At 58.7% G+C, this 16,569-nt stretch carries 19 protein-coding genes and 2 tRNA genes; 6 read left to right on the top strand and 15 right to left on the bottom strand.

What is annotated here, in order from left to right:
• Window positions 1-76: 76 nt before the first annotated feature.
• Window positions 77-1,402: a Na+/H+ antiporter family protein gene (locus Q672_RS21430; RefSeq protein ID WP_022984477.1), complete on the top strand. Its 1,326-nt coding sequence runs from the start codon at window positions 77-79 to the stop codon at window positions 1,400-1,402.
• A 265-nt stretch (window positions 1,403-1,667) separates the two neighbouring features.
• Window positions 1,668-3,143, top strand: a complete 1,476-nt coding sequence (locus tag Q672_RS21425) for an AbgT family transporter (protein WP_022984476.1) — start codon at window positions 1,668-1,670, stop codon at window positions 3,141-3,143.
• A gap of 152 nt (window positions 3,144-3,295) precedes the next feature.
• On the opposite strand, the gene Q672_RS21420 is transcribed toward Q672_RS21425, so the two are convergent.
• The 7 genes from Q672_RS21420 to Q672_RS21390 form a co-directional block, all read right to left on the bottom strand.
• Complete coding sequence (locus Q672_RS21420) at window positions 3,296-3,679, bottom strand: DUF4870 domain-containing protein (RefSeq protein ID WP_022984475.1); 384 nt, start codon at window positions 3,677-3,679, stop codon at window positions 3,296-3,298.
• A 54-nt stretch (window positions 3,680-3,733) separates the two neighbouring features.
• Window positions 3,734-4,558: an NADPH-dependent 7-cyano-7-deazaguanine reductase QueF gene (gene queF, locus Q672_RS21415; protein WP_022984474.1), complete on the bottom strand. Its 825-nt coding sequence runs from the start codon at window positions 4,556-4,558 to the stop codon at window positions 3,734-3,736.
• Window positions 4,559-4,603: 45 nt separating this feature from the next.
• Entirely contained in the window at window positions 4,604-5,377 is a 774-nt protein-coding gene (locus Q672_RS21410) for an ABC transporter permease (RefSeq protein ID WP_022984473.1), read from the bottom strand.
• Window positions 5,374-6,303, bottom strand: a complete 930-nt coding sequence (locus tag Q672_RS21405) for an ABC transporter ATP-binding protein (RefSeq protein WP_022984472.1) — start codon at window positions 6,301-6,303, stop codon at window positions 5,374-5,376. Before Q672_RS21405 ends, Q672_RS21410 begins: the two co-directional genes overlap by 4 nt.
• Before the next feature lie 44 nt (window positions 6,304-6,347).
• A complete protein-coding gene (locus Q672_RS21400; protein WP_022984471.1) occupies window positions 6,348-7,013 on the bottom strand; it encodes a histidine phosphatase family protein in 666 nt (221 codons plus the stop codon).
• Between the two features lie 130 nt (window positions 7,014-7,143).
• Window positions 7,144-7,219, bottom strand: a tRNA-Gly gene (locus tag Q672_RS21395).
• A gap of 34 nt (window positions 7,220-7,253) precedes the next feature.
• A tRNA-Glu gene (locus Q672_RS21390) sits at window positions 7,254-7,329 on the bottom strand.
• A gap of 185 nt (window positions 7,330-7,514) precedes the next feature.
• On the opposite strand from Q672_RS21390, the gene Q672_RS21385 reads away from it, so the two are divergent.
• Window positions 7,515-8,174 carry a glutathione S-transferase family protein gene (locus tag Q672_RS21385; protein WP_022984470.1) on the top strand — a complete coding sequence of 220 codons (660 nt, stop codon included), beginning with the start codon at window positions 7,515-7,517 and terminating at the stop codon, window positions 8,172-8,174.
• A gap of 130 nt (window positions 8,175-8,304) precedes the next feature.
• On the opposite strand, the gene Q672_RS21380 is transcribed toward Q672_RS21385, so the two are convergent.
• The 8 genes from Q672_RS21380 to ccmA all read right to left on the bottom strand — a co-directional run bounded on the left by Q672_RS21380 (window position 8,305) and on the right by ccmA (window position 14,979).
• Window positions 8,305-8,805 (bottom strand): GDYXXLXY domain-containing protein, encoded by a 501-nt coding sequence (locus Q672_RS21380; RefSeq protein ID WP_022984469.1) that lies wholly within the window; start codon window positions 8,803-8,805, stop codon window positions 8,305-8,307.
• Window positions 8,798-10,096 (bottom strand): DUF2157 domain-containing protein, encoded by a 1,299-nt coding sequence (locus tag Q672_RS21375; protein ID WP_022984468.1) that lies wholly within the window; start codon window positions 10,094-10,096, stop codon window positions 8,798-8,800. Before Q672_RS21375 ends, Q672_RS21380 begins: the two co-directional genes overlap by 8 nt.
• Before the next feature lie 399 nt (window positions 10,097-10,495).
• Entirely contained in the window at window positions 10,496-11,983 is a 1,488-nt protein-coding gene (locus Q672_RS21370; protein WP_022984467.1) for a RimK family protein, read from the bottom strand.
• 300 nt (window positions 11,984-12,283) lie between these two features.
• Window positions 12,284-12,742 carry a cytochrome c maturation protein CcmE gene (gene ccmE / locus Q672_RS21365; protein ID WP_035481837.1) on the bottom strand — a complete coding sequence of 153 codons (459 nt, stop codon included), beginning with the start codon at window positions 12,740-12,742 and terminating at the stop codon, window positions 12,284-12,286.
• A complete protein-coding gene (gene ccmD / locus Q672_RS21360; RefSeq protein WP_233552379.1) occupies window positions 12,726-12,932 on the bottom strand; it encodes a heme exporter protein CcmD in 207 nt (68 codons plus the stop codon). Before ccmD ends, ccmE begins: the two co-directional genes overlap by 17 nt.
• Complete coding sequence (ccmC, locus tag Q672_RS21355) at window positions 12,929-13,696, bottom strand: heme ABC transporter permease CcmC (RefSeq protein ID WP_022984464.1); 768 nt, start codon at window positions 13,694-13,696, stop codon at window positions 12,929-12,931. Before ccmC ends, ccmD begins: the two co-directional genes overlap by 4 nt.
• Complete coding sequence (gene ccmB, locus Q672_RS21350) at window positions 13,697-14,365, bottom strand: heme exporter protein CcmB (RefSeq protein ID WP_022984463.1); 669 nt, start codon at window positions 14,363-14,365, stop codon at window positions 13,697-13,699.
• A complete protein-coding gene (gene ccmA / locus Q672_RS21345; RefSeq protein WP_022984462.1) occupies window positions 14,362-14,979 on the bottom strand; it encodes a cytochrome c biogenesis heme-transporting ATPase CcmA in 618 nt (205 codons plus the stop codon). The genes ccmB and ccmA overlap by 4 nt, the downstream gene beginning before the upstream one ends.
• 109 nt (window positions 14,980-15,088) lie before the next feature.
• On the opposite strand from ccmA, the gene Q672_RS21340 reads away from it, so the two are divergent.
• From Q672_RS21340 to Q672_RS21330, 3 genes are read left to right on the top strand one after another with little or no spacing between them, the layout of a single operon-like run.
• Window positions 15,089-15,667 (top strand): lipocalin family protein, encoded by a 579-nt coding sequence (locus Q672_RS21340; RefSeq protein WP_022984461.1) that lies wholly within the window; start codon window positions 15,089-15,091, stop codon window positions 15,665-15,667.
• Window positions 15,664-16,074: a DUF4279 domain-containing protein gene (locus tag Q672_RS21335; RefSeq protein ID WP_031226050.1), complete on the top strand. Its 411-nt coding sequence runs from the start codon at window positions 15,664-15,666 to the stop codon at window positions 16,072-16,074. Before Q672_RS21340 ends, Q672_RS21335 begins: the two co-directional genes overlap by 4 nt.
• Window positions 16,058-16,522 (top strand): CYTH domain-containing protein, encoded by a 465-nt coding sequence (locus tag Q672_RS21330; protein WP_022984459.1) that lies wholly within the window; start codon window positions 16,058-16,060, stop codon window positions 16,520-16,522. The genes Q672_RS21335 and Q672_RS21330 overlap by 17 nt, the downstream gene beginning before the upstream one ends.
• Window positions 16,523-16,569 lie beyond the last annotated feature (47 nt).

Below are 16,569 nucleotides of genomic sequence, written 5' to 3'. Positions count from 1 at the left end.
TGTGAGGCGCCAGCCACCGTTAGGAAGCGCTGGCGCACCCTGCTAGACTTTTCCGCATTCCAATGCGGAGCGTTCCATGTCATTGCTTGCCAATCCGGTTATCTGGTCGGTACTCATACTGATGGGCCTTAGCCTGGCCCGAATGAACGTGGTGCTGGCGCTCCTGTGTGCGGCACTGGTTGCCGGCCTGGGCAGTGGGCTGGATCTGACTGCAACCCTGTCCGCCTTCAGTAGCGGCCTGGGTGGTGGTGCCAATATTGCCCTGAGCTATGCCCTGCTAGGCGCCTTCGCGGTTGCTATTGCCCGCTCCGGGATCACCGAATGGCTCGCCGGGCGCATTATTGCCCGGCTGGGCGGCACGCCGGCACCGCAACAATTGCGGCGAATCCGCACTCTGCTACTCACCGTACTGCTGGCAGCGGCAGTGATGAGTCAGAACCTGGTCCCCATCCATATCGCCTTTATTCCCATCCTGGTGCCCCCCTTGCTGGAAGTAATGCATCAGCTGCGGCTGGACCGCCGGCTGGCTGCCTGCATTCTCACATTTGGTTTGATCACGCCTTACATGGTGCTGCCAGTGGGCTTTGGCAGTATTTTTCTACATACCCAGCTGGGCCCCAGTCTCGCCAATGCTGGCCTGGAGCTGCCCAAAGGGGATTTGCCTCTGGCCATGCTGCTGCCCGCCGCCGGCATGGTTGTGGGCCTGATTCTGGCGTGCATCCGCTACCGACAACCTCGCGATTACCACCCCGTTCAGCTTCCCGGTGAAGAACAACACGCTCCGCTTTCCAGCCGTAATGTCATGGTGGCGGCCATCGCATTGGCGGCGGCATTGGCTCTGCAGCTGTACAGCGACTCCATCATTCTTGGCGCACTGGTCGGTTTCCTGGTCTTCACCGCAGGCGGCGTGGTGCCGTGGCGCGAGTCTCAGGATGCCTTTACCCAAGGGGTAAAGATGATGTCACTGATCGGGTTCATCATGATTGCCGCTAATGGCTATGCCGCGGTCGTGCAGGCCGGAGATCAGGTTCCCGCTTTGGTAGCAACGGTGACGAGCGGACTGCAAAGCCCGCCCCTTGCGGCGGCCCTGCTGTTGCTCCTGGGGCTGTTCGTCACGCTGGGTATCGGCTCCTCGTTCTCCACGATCCCCATCATTACCACTCTCTACGTCCCATTGTGTGTGGCATTGGGCTTCTCACCGCTGGCCACGGCAGCGCTGGTTGGCAGTGCCGCCGCCCTGGGCGATGCCGGCTCGCCAGCCTCGGATTCCACCCTCGGCCCAACGGCGGGCCTTAACGCCGATGGCCAACACGACCACATTCGCGACACGGTTATTCCGACCTTCATGCACTACAACCTGCCGTTGATGGCGGCGGGCTGGCTGGCCGCCATGTGGCTTTGAGAGACGCTGCTCGCTTCCCGCAACAGGCGGTACGCTAAAACATGGGGCGCGGGATGCCTCTGGGCAACAATAATGTTGGAGCGGTCGCTCGAACGCGAAATGACCCAAACCCGAAAACCGCGGTCGAACAACCGCTCCTGCAAAACAGGGAAAGCCACCCAGCGTGCTCCAACGAAATGGCCCAGCCCCACAGCACAAGACAAACCGGCCCCCGCGTTGTAGCGTGTTGCGTGCAGCTTGACGCTTTCACCTACAAGGATCTCTCATGCCACGGCACACTCTGCTGACCCGGCTGGAAACACTCGGCAATCGACTGCCCCATCCCACACTATTATTCGTGTGGCTTTGCCTGTTACTGCTGCCTCTCACCACACTGCTAAGCGCATTGGGGCTGACCACCACACATCCCATCACTGACGACACCGTCGCGGTGCGCTCGCTGATTGACGGTGACGGTGTGCGGTATCTGTTCACGTCATTGGTCAGTAACTTCACCGGTTTCGCCCCGCTGGGGGTCGTACTGGTTGCCATGCTGGGGCTCGGGATCGCAGAACAATCCGGGTTGCTGTCCGTGAGTCTGGCCGCGCTGGTAAAGCGTGCCTCCGGGAAACTGCTGGTGGTCACCGTAGCGTTCGCCGGAGTGCTGTCGAGCATGACGGTGGATGCCGGCTATGTCGTGCTGATCCCGCTCGCCGGGCTGGTGTTCCAACTGGCCGGACGCTCCCCGTTGGCCGGTATTGCCACTGCCTTTGCGGGAGTGTCCGGCGGCTTCAGCGCCAATCTGCTGGTAGGGCCGGTCGATGCCACTCTCGCCGGCCTGACCAGCGAAGCGGTCGCGCTGGTGGACCCGAGCCGAACCGTTGATGCCACCGGTAATTACTGGTTCATCATCGTGTCCACCTTCGTGGTGACAGCTCTGGTCAGCCTGGTCACCCTGCGCCTCGCCGAACCGCGCCTTCGAACAACGACAACCGAAACCGCCGTAGAGGTTGAAACGCCCGTCAGCCACCCCACGGCCATGCGCTGGACGCTGGCCACTCTTGCGGTACTGCTGACCCTGACCGCCCTGCTGGTGATCCCCGACAACGCCCCCCTGCGACACCCGGACACCGGCAGTGTACTGGGCTCGCCGTTCATTCACGGCCTGGTGGTAATTGTGGCGTTGCTGGCAGGGATATGCGGTGCCGTCTACGGCCGGCTCAGCGGTCGGTTTCGCCATGGCGGCGATATCATTACCGCCATGGAAACCACCATGGCCTCCATGGCGGGTTATCTGGTGCTGATGTTTTTTGCCGCCCAGTTTGTCGCCTGGTTCAATTACAGCCAGCTGGGCGTCCTGCTGGCTGTTGAGGGCGCAGCGTGGCTTGGCAGCCTGTCGATTCCCAAAGTTGCCCTGCTGTTGTTGTTCGTGTTGCTGGCTGCCCTGATCAACCTGATGATTGGCAGCGCTTCGGCCAAATGGTCGATTCTGGCTCCCATCTTTGTGCCCATGCTGATGTTGCTGGGCATCGAACCCGAAGCCACCCAGGCGGCCTACCGGGTGGGCGATTCCAGCACCAATATCATTACCCCGCTCATGCCCTACTTCGTGCTGGTACTGGGCTTCGCCCGGCGCTATCAACCCGACACCGGCATCGGCACCTTGATGGCACTCATGCTGCCCTACAGCCTGACGCTACTGGTGGGGTGGTCGGTGTTACTGGGAATCTGGATCGGGTTTGGCTGGCCGCTGGGACCGTGAAGACACAGCTGCGGGCCATGAGCGACTAGCTGCGAGAAAAAGATAAAACCGTTGGTAATTCAGGGCGCAGACGCATTAACCAGCCCCTGGCAATAAAAAAACCGCGCCTGCCTGGCGCGGTTTTTCTCGTAGCTAGCCGCTCGTCACGGCTTTTACTTGATCAACCGCAACGTGAAAGGATACCGATAGGCCACACCGTCATTGGCTTTCAATCCGGCAATGATCACCATCACCACCCAGAAGATGAACAGCACCGGCATCAACACGGCTCCAATCGCCACAAACATCAGCAGAAATGCGACGAAAAAGGCGATCAGCATGGTGATATTGAAGTTCACGGCTTCCTTGCCCTGATCATCGACAAAAGAACTTTCATCCTTCTTGACCAACCACATCACCAGCGGGCCAATCAAGCTTCCGAAGGGAATCACCAACCCGATCAACGACAACAAATGGCAGCCCATCGCCTGGCTGCATTCTTCCTTACTCGGGCCTTGCGGTTCAGCCCCACTTTGGGATTGTTCATTCTCAGTCATGAAACCTTTCCTTGTTGATGACAAAAGAAACAGTCTAGCCTGATGTAGATACCGTTACTGCCGAATTGTTCTCCTATTTGGCAGCGGCTGCTCGCTGTTGGAACGGAACGGGTTGATGTCGATACCGCCACGGCGGGTAAAACGGCCATAAACGGTCAAGTGACGCGGCGAGCACTGCGACATCAGGTCAACAAACATCTGCTCGATAATCTGCTCATGGAAGCCCTGATGATTGCGCAAGGACACCACATAACGCAGGAAGCTGGCCGGACTGATAGCCCGACCGGTGTAACGGATCACCACTGTGGCCCAATCCGGCTGGTTGGTGACCGGGCAATGGCTTCGCAGCAAATGCGAATAGAGCTGGCCGGTCTGCTCTGCTCCCTGATCACAGAGCAACAGTTCCGGGTTGTATTCGTAGTGCTCGAAATTCAGGTCGATGTTATCGACGCATTCACCACGATCTTCCCAGGTGGGAAAACCCGCGGATTCCTCCAGTGAATACAGCAGCACCTCAATATTGCCACCGACGGTCTGCGCCACGTCTTTTTCGATGGCAGCACGGACCTTGTCACGATCATCAAAGCGCGAGTTGGCGAAGGAATTGAGATACAACTTCAGGGATTTGGATTCGACAATATTCGGTGTAGTGCAGGGAATGCGCAGCTCGCACATAGCCACAATGGGCTTGCCCTTCTCATTCAGCCAGGACAATTCATAGGCATTCCAGATATCCGTGCCATGGAAAGGCAAGCTGGTATCTTCCAGCTCAAGGCTTTCCCGGGCATCCCAGCGGGGTACCGGACAAAGCAACGAGGGCGTGTACTCGTCCACATACTCACTGGAGCGACCCAGCGGGGTTTCCTTCAAGTAACTCATGGTGTCTCCTGGCTCAGCCGTCCGTTGGCTCAATATCCATAATAATTAATGTCGGATGCCGGTACCACGTCGCAATAACCACAGCGCGAACAGGTAAAAGGCCACCACAAAGCCACAAATGGCCGCCAGAGAGGCGTAAACATTCACATCACTGACACCCAACACCCCGTAGCGGAAGGCATTCACCATATACACAATCGGATTGGCCAGGCTCACGGTGCGCCAGAATTCCGGCAGCAGATCAATGGAATAAAACACTCCACCCAGATACGTCAGGGGGGTCAGGATAAAGGTGGGCACAATGGAGATATCATCAAACTTGTTGGCAAAGACCGCATTGATAAAGCCCCCCAGTGCAAACAGGGCCGCTGTCAGTATCACTACCGTGACCGTAATCAGCAGGTGTTGCATGCTCAGGTGCGTGAAAAACAGGCTCAGCAGACTGACAATCAACCCGACCAGCATCCCGCGCACCATCCCCCCCACTACGAAACCGGTGAGAATCACATGTGGCGGCATGGGAGAAACCAGCATTTCTTCGATGGAATGCTGAAATTTGGTGGAAAAGAACGAACTCACCACATTGCCATAGCTGTTCTGGATCACGCTCATCATGATCAGGCCGGGCACGATGTACTGCATGTAATCGAACCCGCCCATGTCGCCAATGCGGCTGCCAATCAGGTTGCCGAAGATGACAAAATACAATGTCATGGTTATTGCCGGCGGCAACAGTGTTTGTGGCCAGATCCGGGTGAAACGGCGAATTTCCTTGGTGACGATGGTCATGAACGCCACCCACTGATCACGGGCCTTCATGCTTTTTCTCCGGGCAGGTTCTGCTCAACCAGTCGCACAAACAGTTCTTCCAGCCGGTTGGCCTTGTTGCGCATGCTCATGACCTCGAACTGCTGTTCCGCCAGGGCGACAAACAGGGTGTTCAGGCTTTGCGTTTTGGGTACCGCCACTTCCAGGGTCTGGGCATCACGCAACACCACATCGAATCCTTCCAGCACTGGCGCAGTCTCCACCGGCCGAGCCAGATCCAGCACGAACGTTTCCACCTGCAGTTTTTCCAGCAGCGCACGCATGGAGGTATTTTCGACGATGGTGCCGTGGTCGATGATGGCAATGTTACGGCAAAGGGATTCTGCTTCTTCCAGATAATGGGTCGTCAGAATAATCGTCTTGCCTTCCTGGTTGATGCGGGTGAGAAAATCCCACATGGAACGGCGTAGCTCGATGTCCACACCGGCGGTAGGTTCATCGAGGATCAATAACTCGGGCTCATGTACCAGGGCACGGGCAATCATCAACCGGCGTTTCATGCCGCCAGAAAGTGTTCGCGACTGCTTGTCCCGCTTTTCCCACAACCCCAGCTGGCGCAGATATTTTTCCGCCCGCTCTCGGGCCAACGGCGCAGGGATACCGTAAAACCCGGCCTGGGTCACAACGATATCAAACACTTTTTCAAACTGGTTGAAGTTGAATTCCTGCGGCACCACGCCAATCTTCATCTTGGCCTGGGAACGCTGGGTATCCAGCGAATGCCCGAAGATACTGACATCTCCTCCACTCTTGTTCACCAGAGAACTGACCACCCCAATGGTGGTGGATTTGCCGGCGCCGTTAGGCCCCAACAGGGCAAAGAAATCGCCCTTCTGAACCTCAAGATCAATGCCTTTGAGTGCTTGAACACCATTGGCATAGGTCTTGGTGAGATTCCGAATCGTCAATGCAGACAAGATTCACCTCAATGCGAATTAGGGAAACAGGGAGCGAAACGAAATTACAGTGCGCTGTGGCCGTGATCGCCACGCCAGATCCAGTGCATCCGGCTGTCCGTGAACCAGACCCACAGCCCTTCCATCATCCAGGGCCAGTCATCCTCGGTAATCTTGCGACGACCGTGTAGCTCGGCCACCAGCACGGCCAGAATGGTGTCGTGGGTAACATGCACGTTGAGATGCCCCGCCTGTGGCTCCCGCTCGCGCAGGTACGCCGCCAGCTTGGCGCGCCCTTCTGCCGGTGACAGCATGCCGTCGAAAGGCTCCTGCAAGTGCTGGTTAAGAAAGCGGAACGCCCCCATCTTCAGGAAAGTGGGGCCGATTTCGTTGATATCAACCACGTAGCACCCCGGTTCGACCAGCGTGGTATCGGTGGTGATCTCCGGGAGCGCCTTGAGCAAACCCGCCTTCTTCGCCCCTTCTGCCATGGCCTTGGCCGTGTTGACACAACGGCCCACCGGGCTGGAGTAGAAGGCATCCACCGGACGATTCAGCTTGCTCCCCCAGTCACGCGCCATATCCACCCCCTCCGGGGTCAGCGGCAAGCGGTAATCGGCGAAGCCATTCTTGGCCAGTTCCCGCACGGAATGGCGGGTGAGCAGGTGGACAGGTTTGTCCCCGGGCAACAGGTTGAGAGCTTCCAGCAATCGCGGGTGTAGGCGGGCCATAGTCACATCACTTCTGGTCAGCCATCAGTGTAGGCAGCTATGGACAGAATGCCAATGGTGGAGAACGGCCAGACAAGAGACGGACGCGTAGCGGCACAAAAAAAGGGACCCGATTGGGTCCCTTTCTATTTGGAGCGGGAAACGAGATTCGAACTCGCGACCCCGACCTTGGCAAGGTCGTGCTCTACCAACTGAGCTATTCCCGCTTAACTTGCTGCCAGCTAATCACTAGCGAATTAGTGGCGTCCCCTAGGGGAGTCGAACCCCTGTTACCGCCGTGAAAGGGCGGTGTCCTGGGCCACTAGACGAAGGGGACCCGGGCTTGACGTGGTGCGTCAAAGCGGCGCGTAGAATAGGTATCTGGTGCCCCTTCGTCAAGGAAAAATTTTGTCCTTCCTCACCATTGACCCGAAAAAGTCACGCTGCTCTGATAATGGCGCGCTATAACGACGAATCTTTCGTCAACTTGCTGAAAAAACGCTCATTTATCGGGAGAAATGCATGTCCATCAAGTTGTACGGGGCCGCTCTGTCGCCCTTTGTCCGTAAAACCCGCGTTGCCCTGGCACTGAAAGGCATCGAGTACGAAGCCGTCCATGTGGACCCTGCCAACATCCCGGAAGGCTACGAAAAGATTAGCCCCATGAAACGTATTCCGGCGCTGGAGATTGATGGCCAGTACCTGGCCGATTCCGCCGCCATCTGTACCTGGCTGGAAACCACCCAACCAGAACCCGCACTCTACCCCAGCGATGCCATGGAACGTGGACGGGTGATCTGGTTTGAACGCTTTGTGGATTACGACCTGGCCATGCGCTGCACCTTCGCGGTGTTCCGAAACCGGGTGGTGATGCGGCTGATGGGCAAAGAGTGCGACGAGGACAAGGTCCAGCACGCCCTGAGCACCACTATCCCCCCGCTGTTCGCCTATCTGGACAAGGAACTGGAGGGACGTGACTACCTGGTGGGCAACAGCCTGACCGTCGCCGATATCGCCCTGGCCAGCCAGATGGTCAACTTCAAGCACGGTGGCGAACAGATTGATGCCAACACCTACCCCAACCTGGCCGCCCACACCGAGCGCATGCACGCGCTGGCACCTTTCGCCCAAACCATTGAGAAAGAGTCTGGGTTTATTCACAAGGTGCTGGGAAGTCAGTGAACAGTTAACAGTGAAGAGTGAACAGCGCGCGTTCAGCGCGGCAGGTTCCTGAACGCATGAGGCCGCGCCCATTCTCTGGGCGCGGCCTCATGCGTTTTGGAGCAGAAAGCCCCATCCGCGACACTACTAACTATTCACTGTTCACGGAAACCAGGGCGGCGCGCCCATTTGGCGCTACCCTTACCACCGCAACAGCAGCATGGCGGAGTTGCTTTTCCAAAGCCAGGGCTTTTTCCTTCGGAGCGAACAGGGCTTCGATGCCGAAGGTGACACGGCTGCCGCTGCGCCAGGGACGGCTGGTGACCCGCCCGCGCAGAAACACCCCGCTTTCCGGCCGACTCGCCTGAGCCGGTTGCGGGTCCCAGAGGTCACCGTGGCGAACCAGCGGGACATACACCACATCACCGGGGCGAAAGTCAGCGGAGGCTCCTGGCTCTATGGTGTCGAAGTCGTAATGCAAGCGGGCGTAATTACCGCGGAACAGATCGCGGGGATCCACCGGGCGCGTTTTCAGTCGCACCTCCTCACCCAGCCACAGGGGATAAAAGCCGTTCACCCAGACACCGGCCATGACCACCAGCTGGAACAGGATAGCCGCCACAAAGGCGAATTTGCGCTGCCGGTTATTCATGGCCCGCCCCTCCCTGTCGATCTCGCCAGTAGTGGGCGGCCAGGAACAGAATGCCGGCCGCCAGCAGGAACAACACCGAGCCCCCCACGTAATCACCCACCAGATCCACGTAGCGCATCATCCCCAGCACCAACAGCAGCGCCACCCCGCTGTAGAAATACTGGCTGAGCCCCTTGAGCAACCCCTGCTGCACCAGCACGATGGCCGAGCCCAGCACCAGCAGATTGACCAGCACCGTCACCGGGACAGCCATGGACTCGCTGATTCCTCCATGCAACAGCACCATGACCAGTGGCAGCCCCATCACCAACCCACGGGATAACGGGTGAGCCGAACGGTTACGCAGGGCCAGCCAGGCCGCCGGGATGGCTGCCAGCAAGCCCATCCACAACCCCGGATCCATTATGGTCTCCAACTCTTTCAGGTACCCGTCACAGAACTCGGTGAAGGTAAACGGCAGCAACAAGAGTAGATAACCCCGCAGCGCCCACAATGACAACAGCGTGGCGGTACGGCGCAGGTACACCGAGGTCGTGGCCGAGAGCCGGTGCCCGGCCATGAAGATCAGCGCCAACAGTCCCATGTTCAGGGTCAGATGGCCGGCCTCGATATCCGGTCGCCAGGGGTAACCGTAGGCCCAGCCCAACAAGACATTCAGCCAGGTCACCGCCGCCGCCACGGTAACGATCATCAGCCCCGCAGAACATGCCATCCGAGCCACCGCAACACTGCACCCCAGGAACAGCACCATGGCCCAAGGTGGGCTGAACTGGCCCTCGGCCATCAACCAGAACAAGGCCAGTGCCAGCATCAACAGGGCAATCACACGGCTGCGGGTCAAGAGCGCCATGGGCGCCACACCCAGCGCCCACACCAACAGACCATCCGGGAAGTGCTCTCCCAAATGGTAAATCTGCGCGATCAGCATGATCGACGCCCCGTAACTGATACTCCCGACAAACAGCCAGCCAATGCCGCTGCCATCACGCAGGAAGTGCCGCACCCCGATACCGTTCAGCACCAGGGTTGTCGCCACCAGGCCCAGCATGCGCACCGCGCGGGGAATTTCCTCCCAGTTGGCCGACACCAGCAGCATCATGGCCATACCGGCAAACAACAGCGCCACGCCCACCAGTACCTTGTAGGCCAGCGAGCCATCGCTGACATCCTCCAGACTGGTGCCGTAGCGCGCCAATATCCGCTCGCCCTGCTCCGCACTGATGTCCCCGTCATCCACCCATTGGCGACATTCACTGCGAAGCTCCCGGCGCAATAATCCAAGCAGTTGCATGAATCAGTCCTGTGTCTTTTTTTCGATAAGACCGCAGCACAAAGGGAAACGCAATGGAGGGGTGTTACGGGGTGTTTGGTTGGGTGTTCAATAGAGAGACGCTTCCCGCAATCCGCTTTGCGCTAGAAAGCCTCGACACCAAGGCCGAACAGGAGTGCAAGAAGAAGACAGATCTCCGCCGGAGCACCAGCCTTGCAGGCCCTCTCTCTTGTCTCATTCGAACAGTGTTTGAGGATCCTTGCCTTGCTGACGCGAGGATCGCCATGCCGGCCGTGTCTTGCACAGGTTATTTATTGGCGCCAACCCAACGATCTGGAAAGGGTTTCCGTTCTTCTAAAAACCCTGGAACCATGTTGGGTTTTGCTTTCCAAACAAGCACCGCTCACTGCTGGGAGCGAGTTACACCGACAGGCCGAGGCGTTTGGCTTCCAGGCGACGCAGGAATTCAAGCATGACCTGGCGATAAAGGTCTTCGCCCAGCCAAGCATCTTCCACCCCGGCATCGATGTTGGGGTTATCGTTGACTTCAATGACCACCACCTCGTCACCGGACTGTTTCAGGTCCACGCCATACAGGCCATTACCCATCAGGCGAGCGGCTTTCAGGGCGGTTTTCAGCACCTTGGCCGGGACTTCCTGTACGGGCAGGGTTCGGCTGTTACCCGAGGTCGTCTTTCCACTGCTCTGGTGGTGATAAATCTGCCAGTGCCCCTTGCTCATGAAATACTGACAGGCGAACAACGGGCGATTGTTGAGCACACCAATGCGCCAATCATAGTCGGTATACATAAAGGCCTGCGCCAGCACCACCGATGACTGTTTCAGGTACTGTGCCAGCGCCTTTACCAGCTCTTCGCGGGTCGCCACCTTGGAGATGCCACGGGAGAAGCTGCCATCGGGAATTTTCAGCACCATGGGCAGATTCAACTCATCGATCAGCCGATCTACCTGCTCATCATCATCGCTGAAAATAAACGCCGTCGGCGGCACCGGCACATTGTTTGCCTGCATCAGCTCGGCCAGATAAATCTTGTTGGTACAGCGGAGAATCGAGCCGGGGTCATCAATCACCACCATGCCTTCCTGTTCGGCCTTGCGGGCAAACTGGTAGGTGTGGTGATCCAGCGCCGTGGTCTCACGGATAAACAATCCATCGTATTCGCCCAGCCGGGTGTAGGCGTCACGGCCGATCAGATCCACGCGGATGCCCAACTGCCGGCCGGCTTTCACGAAGCGTTTCAGGGCCGTCTTGTTGCTGGGCGGCAGGGCTTCCTGGTCGTTGACCAGCAGGGCCAGTTCATAACGGTCGCTGCGACGGCGACGGGGGCTGCGCCAGACCCGCTCGTTAAACTGCTCCAGCGCCTGGGCAAAACGGTCTTCCTGCTCGCCTTTAAGCTGTTTCAGTGTCAGCGGTTTCAGTGCTTCGATGGCCCAGTTTTCGCGGCGCCGGAATTCCACTTTCAATAGCGGGCAAGGAAGCTGGTCAAAAATCTGCCGGCCCAGTTCCCCCAGGCCTTCCTGATCGGTCTGGCCAAAGAACAGCAGCAGGCTGAAATGGTCCGAACCACCGCCCTTGCGCTTCATGGCCTTGTCGAGCGCCGTCTCGAACTGTTCAAAATGCAGCCCGTACAGCGCCTTGCGGCTCAGGTCATTCACGGTGCGCACCGACGGCATCACCCGCTGACCACGGGCTTCTGCCAGCAACGAGCAGTAGTAACCTGGGCTCAAATACTTGTAGCTGCGGCACAGGTTGATGACCTGCACTTTCTTGTCGGTACACACCGGCTGCTGCGCCTGCAGATACTCCTTGGCAGACAACAGATGACGAGCCGGATAATACGCTGCCCAGTCCGCGGGATCGTCGACCAGAATGATGACCTGACTCATGAAAAGCCCTGACAAAAGGGGCGCCGCGACAGGGCGCCGATAGCCGCGAATTTAGGACTTTTGGGAGGGGGCTTGCAAGGGAAAGTTAACAGCGTTGCGGAATAGCCAAGAGCCAGCCTGAAAGCATGACGCCGCGACCATACTCTGGCCATGGTTTTAAGGGCACAGAGCGCAGCATTAGGCGGAGATCAAACCCGTGGCCGATTCAGCTCCCTGAACGCAAAAGGCCGCACCTATTCCCCGGCGCGGCCTCCCACATCGCAGCCAGAACAACCCCGACCGCGAACTGTTCACTGTTAACTATTCACTATTCACTGCTTTCTGCGCCCCCGGATGCCCCGCCTTCTCCAACGCATCCTGCACTTCCGGGGGCATGTAGGTTTCGTCATGTTTGGCCAGGACTTCTTCGGCCTCAAAGCGTTCACGGCTGATCAAGGTGCCGTTGGCGACGATGCCCTGACCCTCACGGAACAGGTCGGGGAGGATGCCCTGGTAGTGCACCGTGAAGCTGCCCTTGCCATCGGTGATGTCAAAACTCACGTCCAGGGTCTCTTCATTGCGCACGACAGACCCGGCTTCCACCAGCCCGCCCACTCGCATCTGGGTATTCAGGGGCGCTTCGCCAGAGGCGACCTGCTGGGGCGTGTAGAACAGGTTGATGTTCTGACGCAGGGCGTAAAACATCAGGCCCACCGCAATGGCCAGTCCAACCAGCACGGCCAGGACCAGAAGCAGGCGTTGTTTACGTACGGGATTCATCATTTACCTCGGCATCCAGTTCGGCGCGGCGCTGCTGCCGTGCCAGGGTTTGGCGCACCTGTCCCTGTCCGCGAAGTGCCAGCACCATGCTGGCAATAATCAGGAACGCACTGATTCCGTAAGCGCTCCAGACATAAAAACCGTGTTTACCCATGGCCAGGAAATCGGCAAAGGATTCAAATGCCATCATTGCTCTCCTTTCTCCGGCCGGGTCACCAGTTTGGCCACCCATTTGCTTCGTCGCTCGCGCCACATCACCTCGGTGCGGGCACGCATCAACACATTCACGGCATACAACAGCCACAGGCCCAGCATGCTGATCAGCAGCGGGTACTTCATGGCCGGGTTAATGGTGGATTCGCCAAACAGCTTGAGCGTTGATCCCTGATGCAGGGTCTGCACCCACTCCACGGAATACTTTACGATGATCACGTTGATCACCCCCACCATGGCCAGCAAGCCCGCCGCCCGGGCGGCCTGCCGCGGGTCGCGGATCACATTCTGCAGGGCAATCACGCCGACATACATGAACAGCAGGATCAGCATGGAGGTCATGCGCGCATCCCACTGCCAATAGGTGCCCCAGGTGGGTTTGCCCCACAGCGCGCCGGTGACCAGTGAAATAGCGGCCAGCGCCGCACCAAACGGGGCAATGGCCTTGAGCATCACTTCCGCCATCTTCATGCGCCAGACTACCGCCACCAGACCGGCCACGCCCAGCGCCATGTAGCCCATCAACGCACCACTGGATGCCGGCACATGGATGAAAATAATGCGATAGCTATTGCCCTGCTGGTAGTCACTGGGGGCAAAGCCCAACCCCCACACCAGACCAGCAAGCAAGGTCACCAGTGCGATCGGCGTGAGCCACGGCAACACCGAGGAGCTGAAAGTATAGAAATAGCGCGGGGATCCCAGCATGTGGTACCAGCGCTTGATTGTTTGCCAAACCATTTAGTTACCCGAACTGATTTTGAGACCGGCCGACACGGCCAGAGGACCCAGGCTGGCCGTCAGCGCCAGCAAGGCACCCAGAGTGGCCAGAATGCCATTGACCGCGCCACCTTCCGCGGCCGCACGGATGACCCCGGCACCGAAAATCAGCACCGGAATGTACAGCGGCAGCACCAGTACCGCCAGCAGTATCCCGCCTCGATTCAACCCCACTGTCAGGGCTGCCCCGATGGCGCCAATAATGGTCAGTGCCGGCGTACCCAGCAGCAGGCTGAGCATCACCGTGCCCAGCACCGCATTGGGTAGTTGCAGCATGTGTGCCAGCACCGGCGATACCAGCACCAGCGGCAGGCCGGTCAGCAACCAGTGCGCGAGCAGCTTGGCTGTCACCGGCACCACGGCCATCACCGGCGCGGTGAGCAACAGTTCCAGCACACCGCTTTCTTGGTCGCGACGGAACAGACCATCCAGCGACAACATCACCGCCAGCAACGCCGCCACCCAAAGTACACCGGGGGCAATCACCGCCAGCACCTCGGGCTTGGGTGAGATAGCCAGTGGAAACAGGCTGATCACCATGACAAAGAAGAACAACGGGTTGATCATCTCCGCCGGACTGCGCCACAGCACCAGTAATTCCCGCTTCAGGGCCGCTCCGAAGGCACTCATGAGAGCACCTCGGCGCGGCCTTTGCCCAGATGCAGACGACGGACGCCCTCACCGACCTGATGGTGTGATGTGTAGATCACCAGGGTGCCCGCCTCTGACGCCTGCTGGATCCGGGCATCCAGTTGCGCAACACCGTCCTGGTCAATGGCAGTGTAGGGCTCATCCAGCACCCACACAGCCTTGGGCGCCAACCACAACCGGGCCAGCGCAATGCGCCGCTTTTGCCCGGCAGACAAGTGCGCTGCAGGAACGTCTTCAAACCCCTGCAAACCAACGGCTTTCAGGCCCGCCATGGCATCGCCGCCCTGGGCATTCAGGGCACAGGCGTAATCGAGGTTCTCCAGGGGGGACAGCTCTTCACGAACCCCCGGTTGGTGGCCCAGATATAACAACTCACGCTGCCAGTCCGGCTGCCACCAGTGACGCCCACCGTCGTAAAAGCCATGCAGGCCAACCAGAATCCGCAACAGGGTGGTTTTCCCTGCGCCATTGGCACCGGTAATCTGCCAGATTTCACCGGCCCGGGCGGTCAGGCTGAGACCACGAAACAGCACGCGATCATCACGTTCGCAGTGCAATTGTTCCAGTGTCAGTCGAGTATCGGCGTCGGACAAAATCGGGCTCCCTGAATCAGCGCCGGAGTATATCACGGCCACTTTGTGTGGGCTTGATACCAACGGCCACACCCCGCATTCTGAGAACACCTGATTTCTGGAGACTGGAATGAAACACCCTGTCGCAGCCCTGCTCCCGCTTATTGCCACCTTGCTGCTCAGCGCCTGCGGCGGCCACGAGAAACCTCTGGCCACCGTCAACAAGGTGGATTTGCAGCGCTATGCCGGAACCTGGTACGAGATTGCCCGCCTGCCCCAATGGTTCCAGCGTGGCTGCTACGATTCCACCGCCACCTACAGTCTCAACGACGACGGCACCGTGAAGGTTATCAACCGCTGTCAGCGGGAGGGCGAACAAACCAGTGAAGCGGAAGGCACTGCCCGGGTGGTACCTGGCTCTGACAATGCCAAATTGAAGGTGCGATTCGATAACTGGGTATCCCGACTGATCCCCACCATCACCGAAGGCAACTACTGGATTATTGCCCTGGACAAGGATTACCAGACCGTGGTGATCGGCGAACCCAGCCGGGAATACCTGTGGATTCTGGCGCGCCAGTCAGAACTACCCGAAGACCAGTATCAGGCGCTGGTACAGGTCGCCCAAGAGAAAGGGTTCCCGGTCGAAGAACTTCAGCGTAACCGCCAGCTACGCCCTGAAACAGCGGCGCCGGACGGCAGCGAATGATGGAACACCACGTCTATTTTGCCATTGTCGGTTTCGACCACGACCCAGCCCGGCTCGACGTGCTGCTGGGACAAGGCGCCGATGACTACTGGCGCGAAGGCGACACCTACAGCGACGCCTTCCCGGACGCTCAGCGGCGGGAAAACCGCTGGATCCTCTCCAGCCAGCTGGACGAGCGAGCAAGCCATCGGGACCACTTCGAAAAGCTGCTGCTCAAACTGCAACGCCTGGCCCCCCAGCTGAAAAACCTGCCTGGCGATTACCGCTACGGCATCGGTGTGTCACACTACTTCTTTATGGACGACCCCGCCTTCTATCTGCCCGATGACATTATTGAAGGCTTCAACGCACTGGGGTTGGATGTGACCTTCGACCAGCTGGGAATCGATAATGGGCCAGGAAATTGAACGCAAGTTTCTCGTCAGCAACACCGCCGTTACCCAAACGCTTGAAGGGGAACGTCTGACCCAGGGGTATCTCAGTCACGACAAACACGCCACGGTGCGCGTGCGCATCGCCGGGGCAAGCGCCTGGTTGACCATCAAGGGCAAGACCACTGGCGCTACCCGCAGCGAATTCGAGTACCCCATTCCCGTCGACGACGCCCGCCAGATGCTGGATGAGCTGTGCGGCGCCGGCGTCATCGACAAGACCCGCTACCGCCTGCCCCAGGGCGACTTGTGCTGGGAAATAGACGTTTTTCACGGCGACAACACAGGCCTGGTCGTGGCAGAAATCGAACTGCCCAGCGAAGACACCCCTTTCGACAAACCCGAGTGGCTCGGGGACGATGTCACTGGCGAAACACGCTACTACAACAGCGCCCTGAGTACGCTGCCCTATAAAAAATGGTGAGAGCGTTATCTCCCTGTTTTCGGCAAGGCACACACAACATAACGGAC

The sequence above is a fragment of the Alcanivorax sp. P2S70 genome (assembly GCF_000475295.1).
GTDB classification, from domain to species: domain Bacteria; phylum Pseudomonadota; class Gammaproteobacteria; order Pseudomonadales; family Alcanivoracaceae; genus Alcanivorax; species Alcanivorax profundi.
Note: the sequence above shows the minus strand (reverse complement) of the source record. Positions and strands in the feature narration are given on the sequence as shown.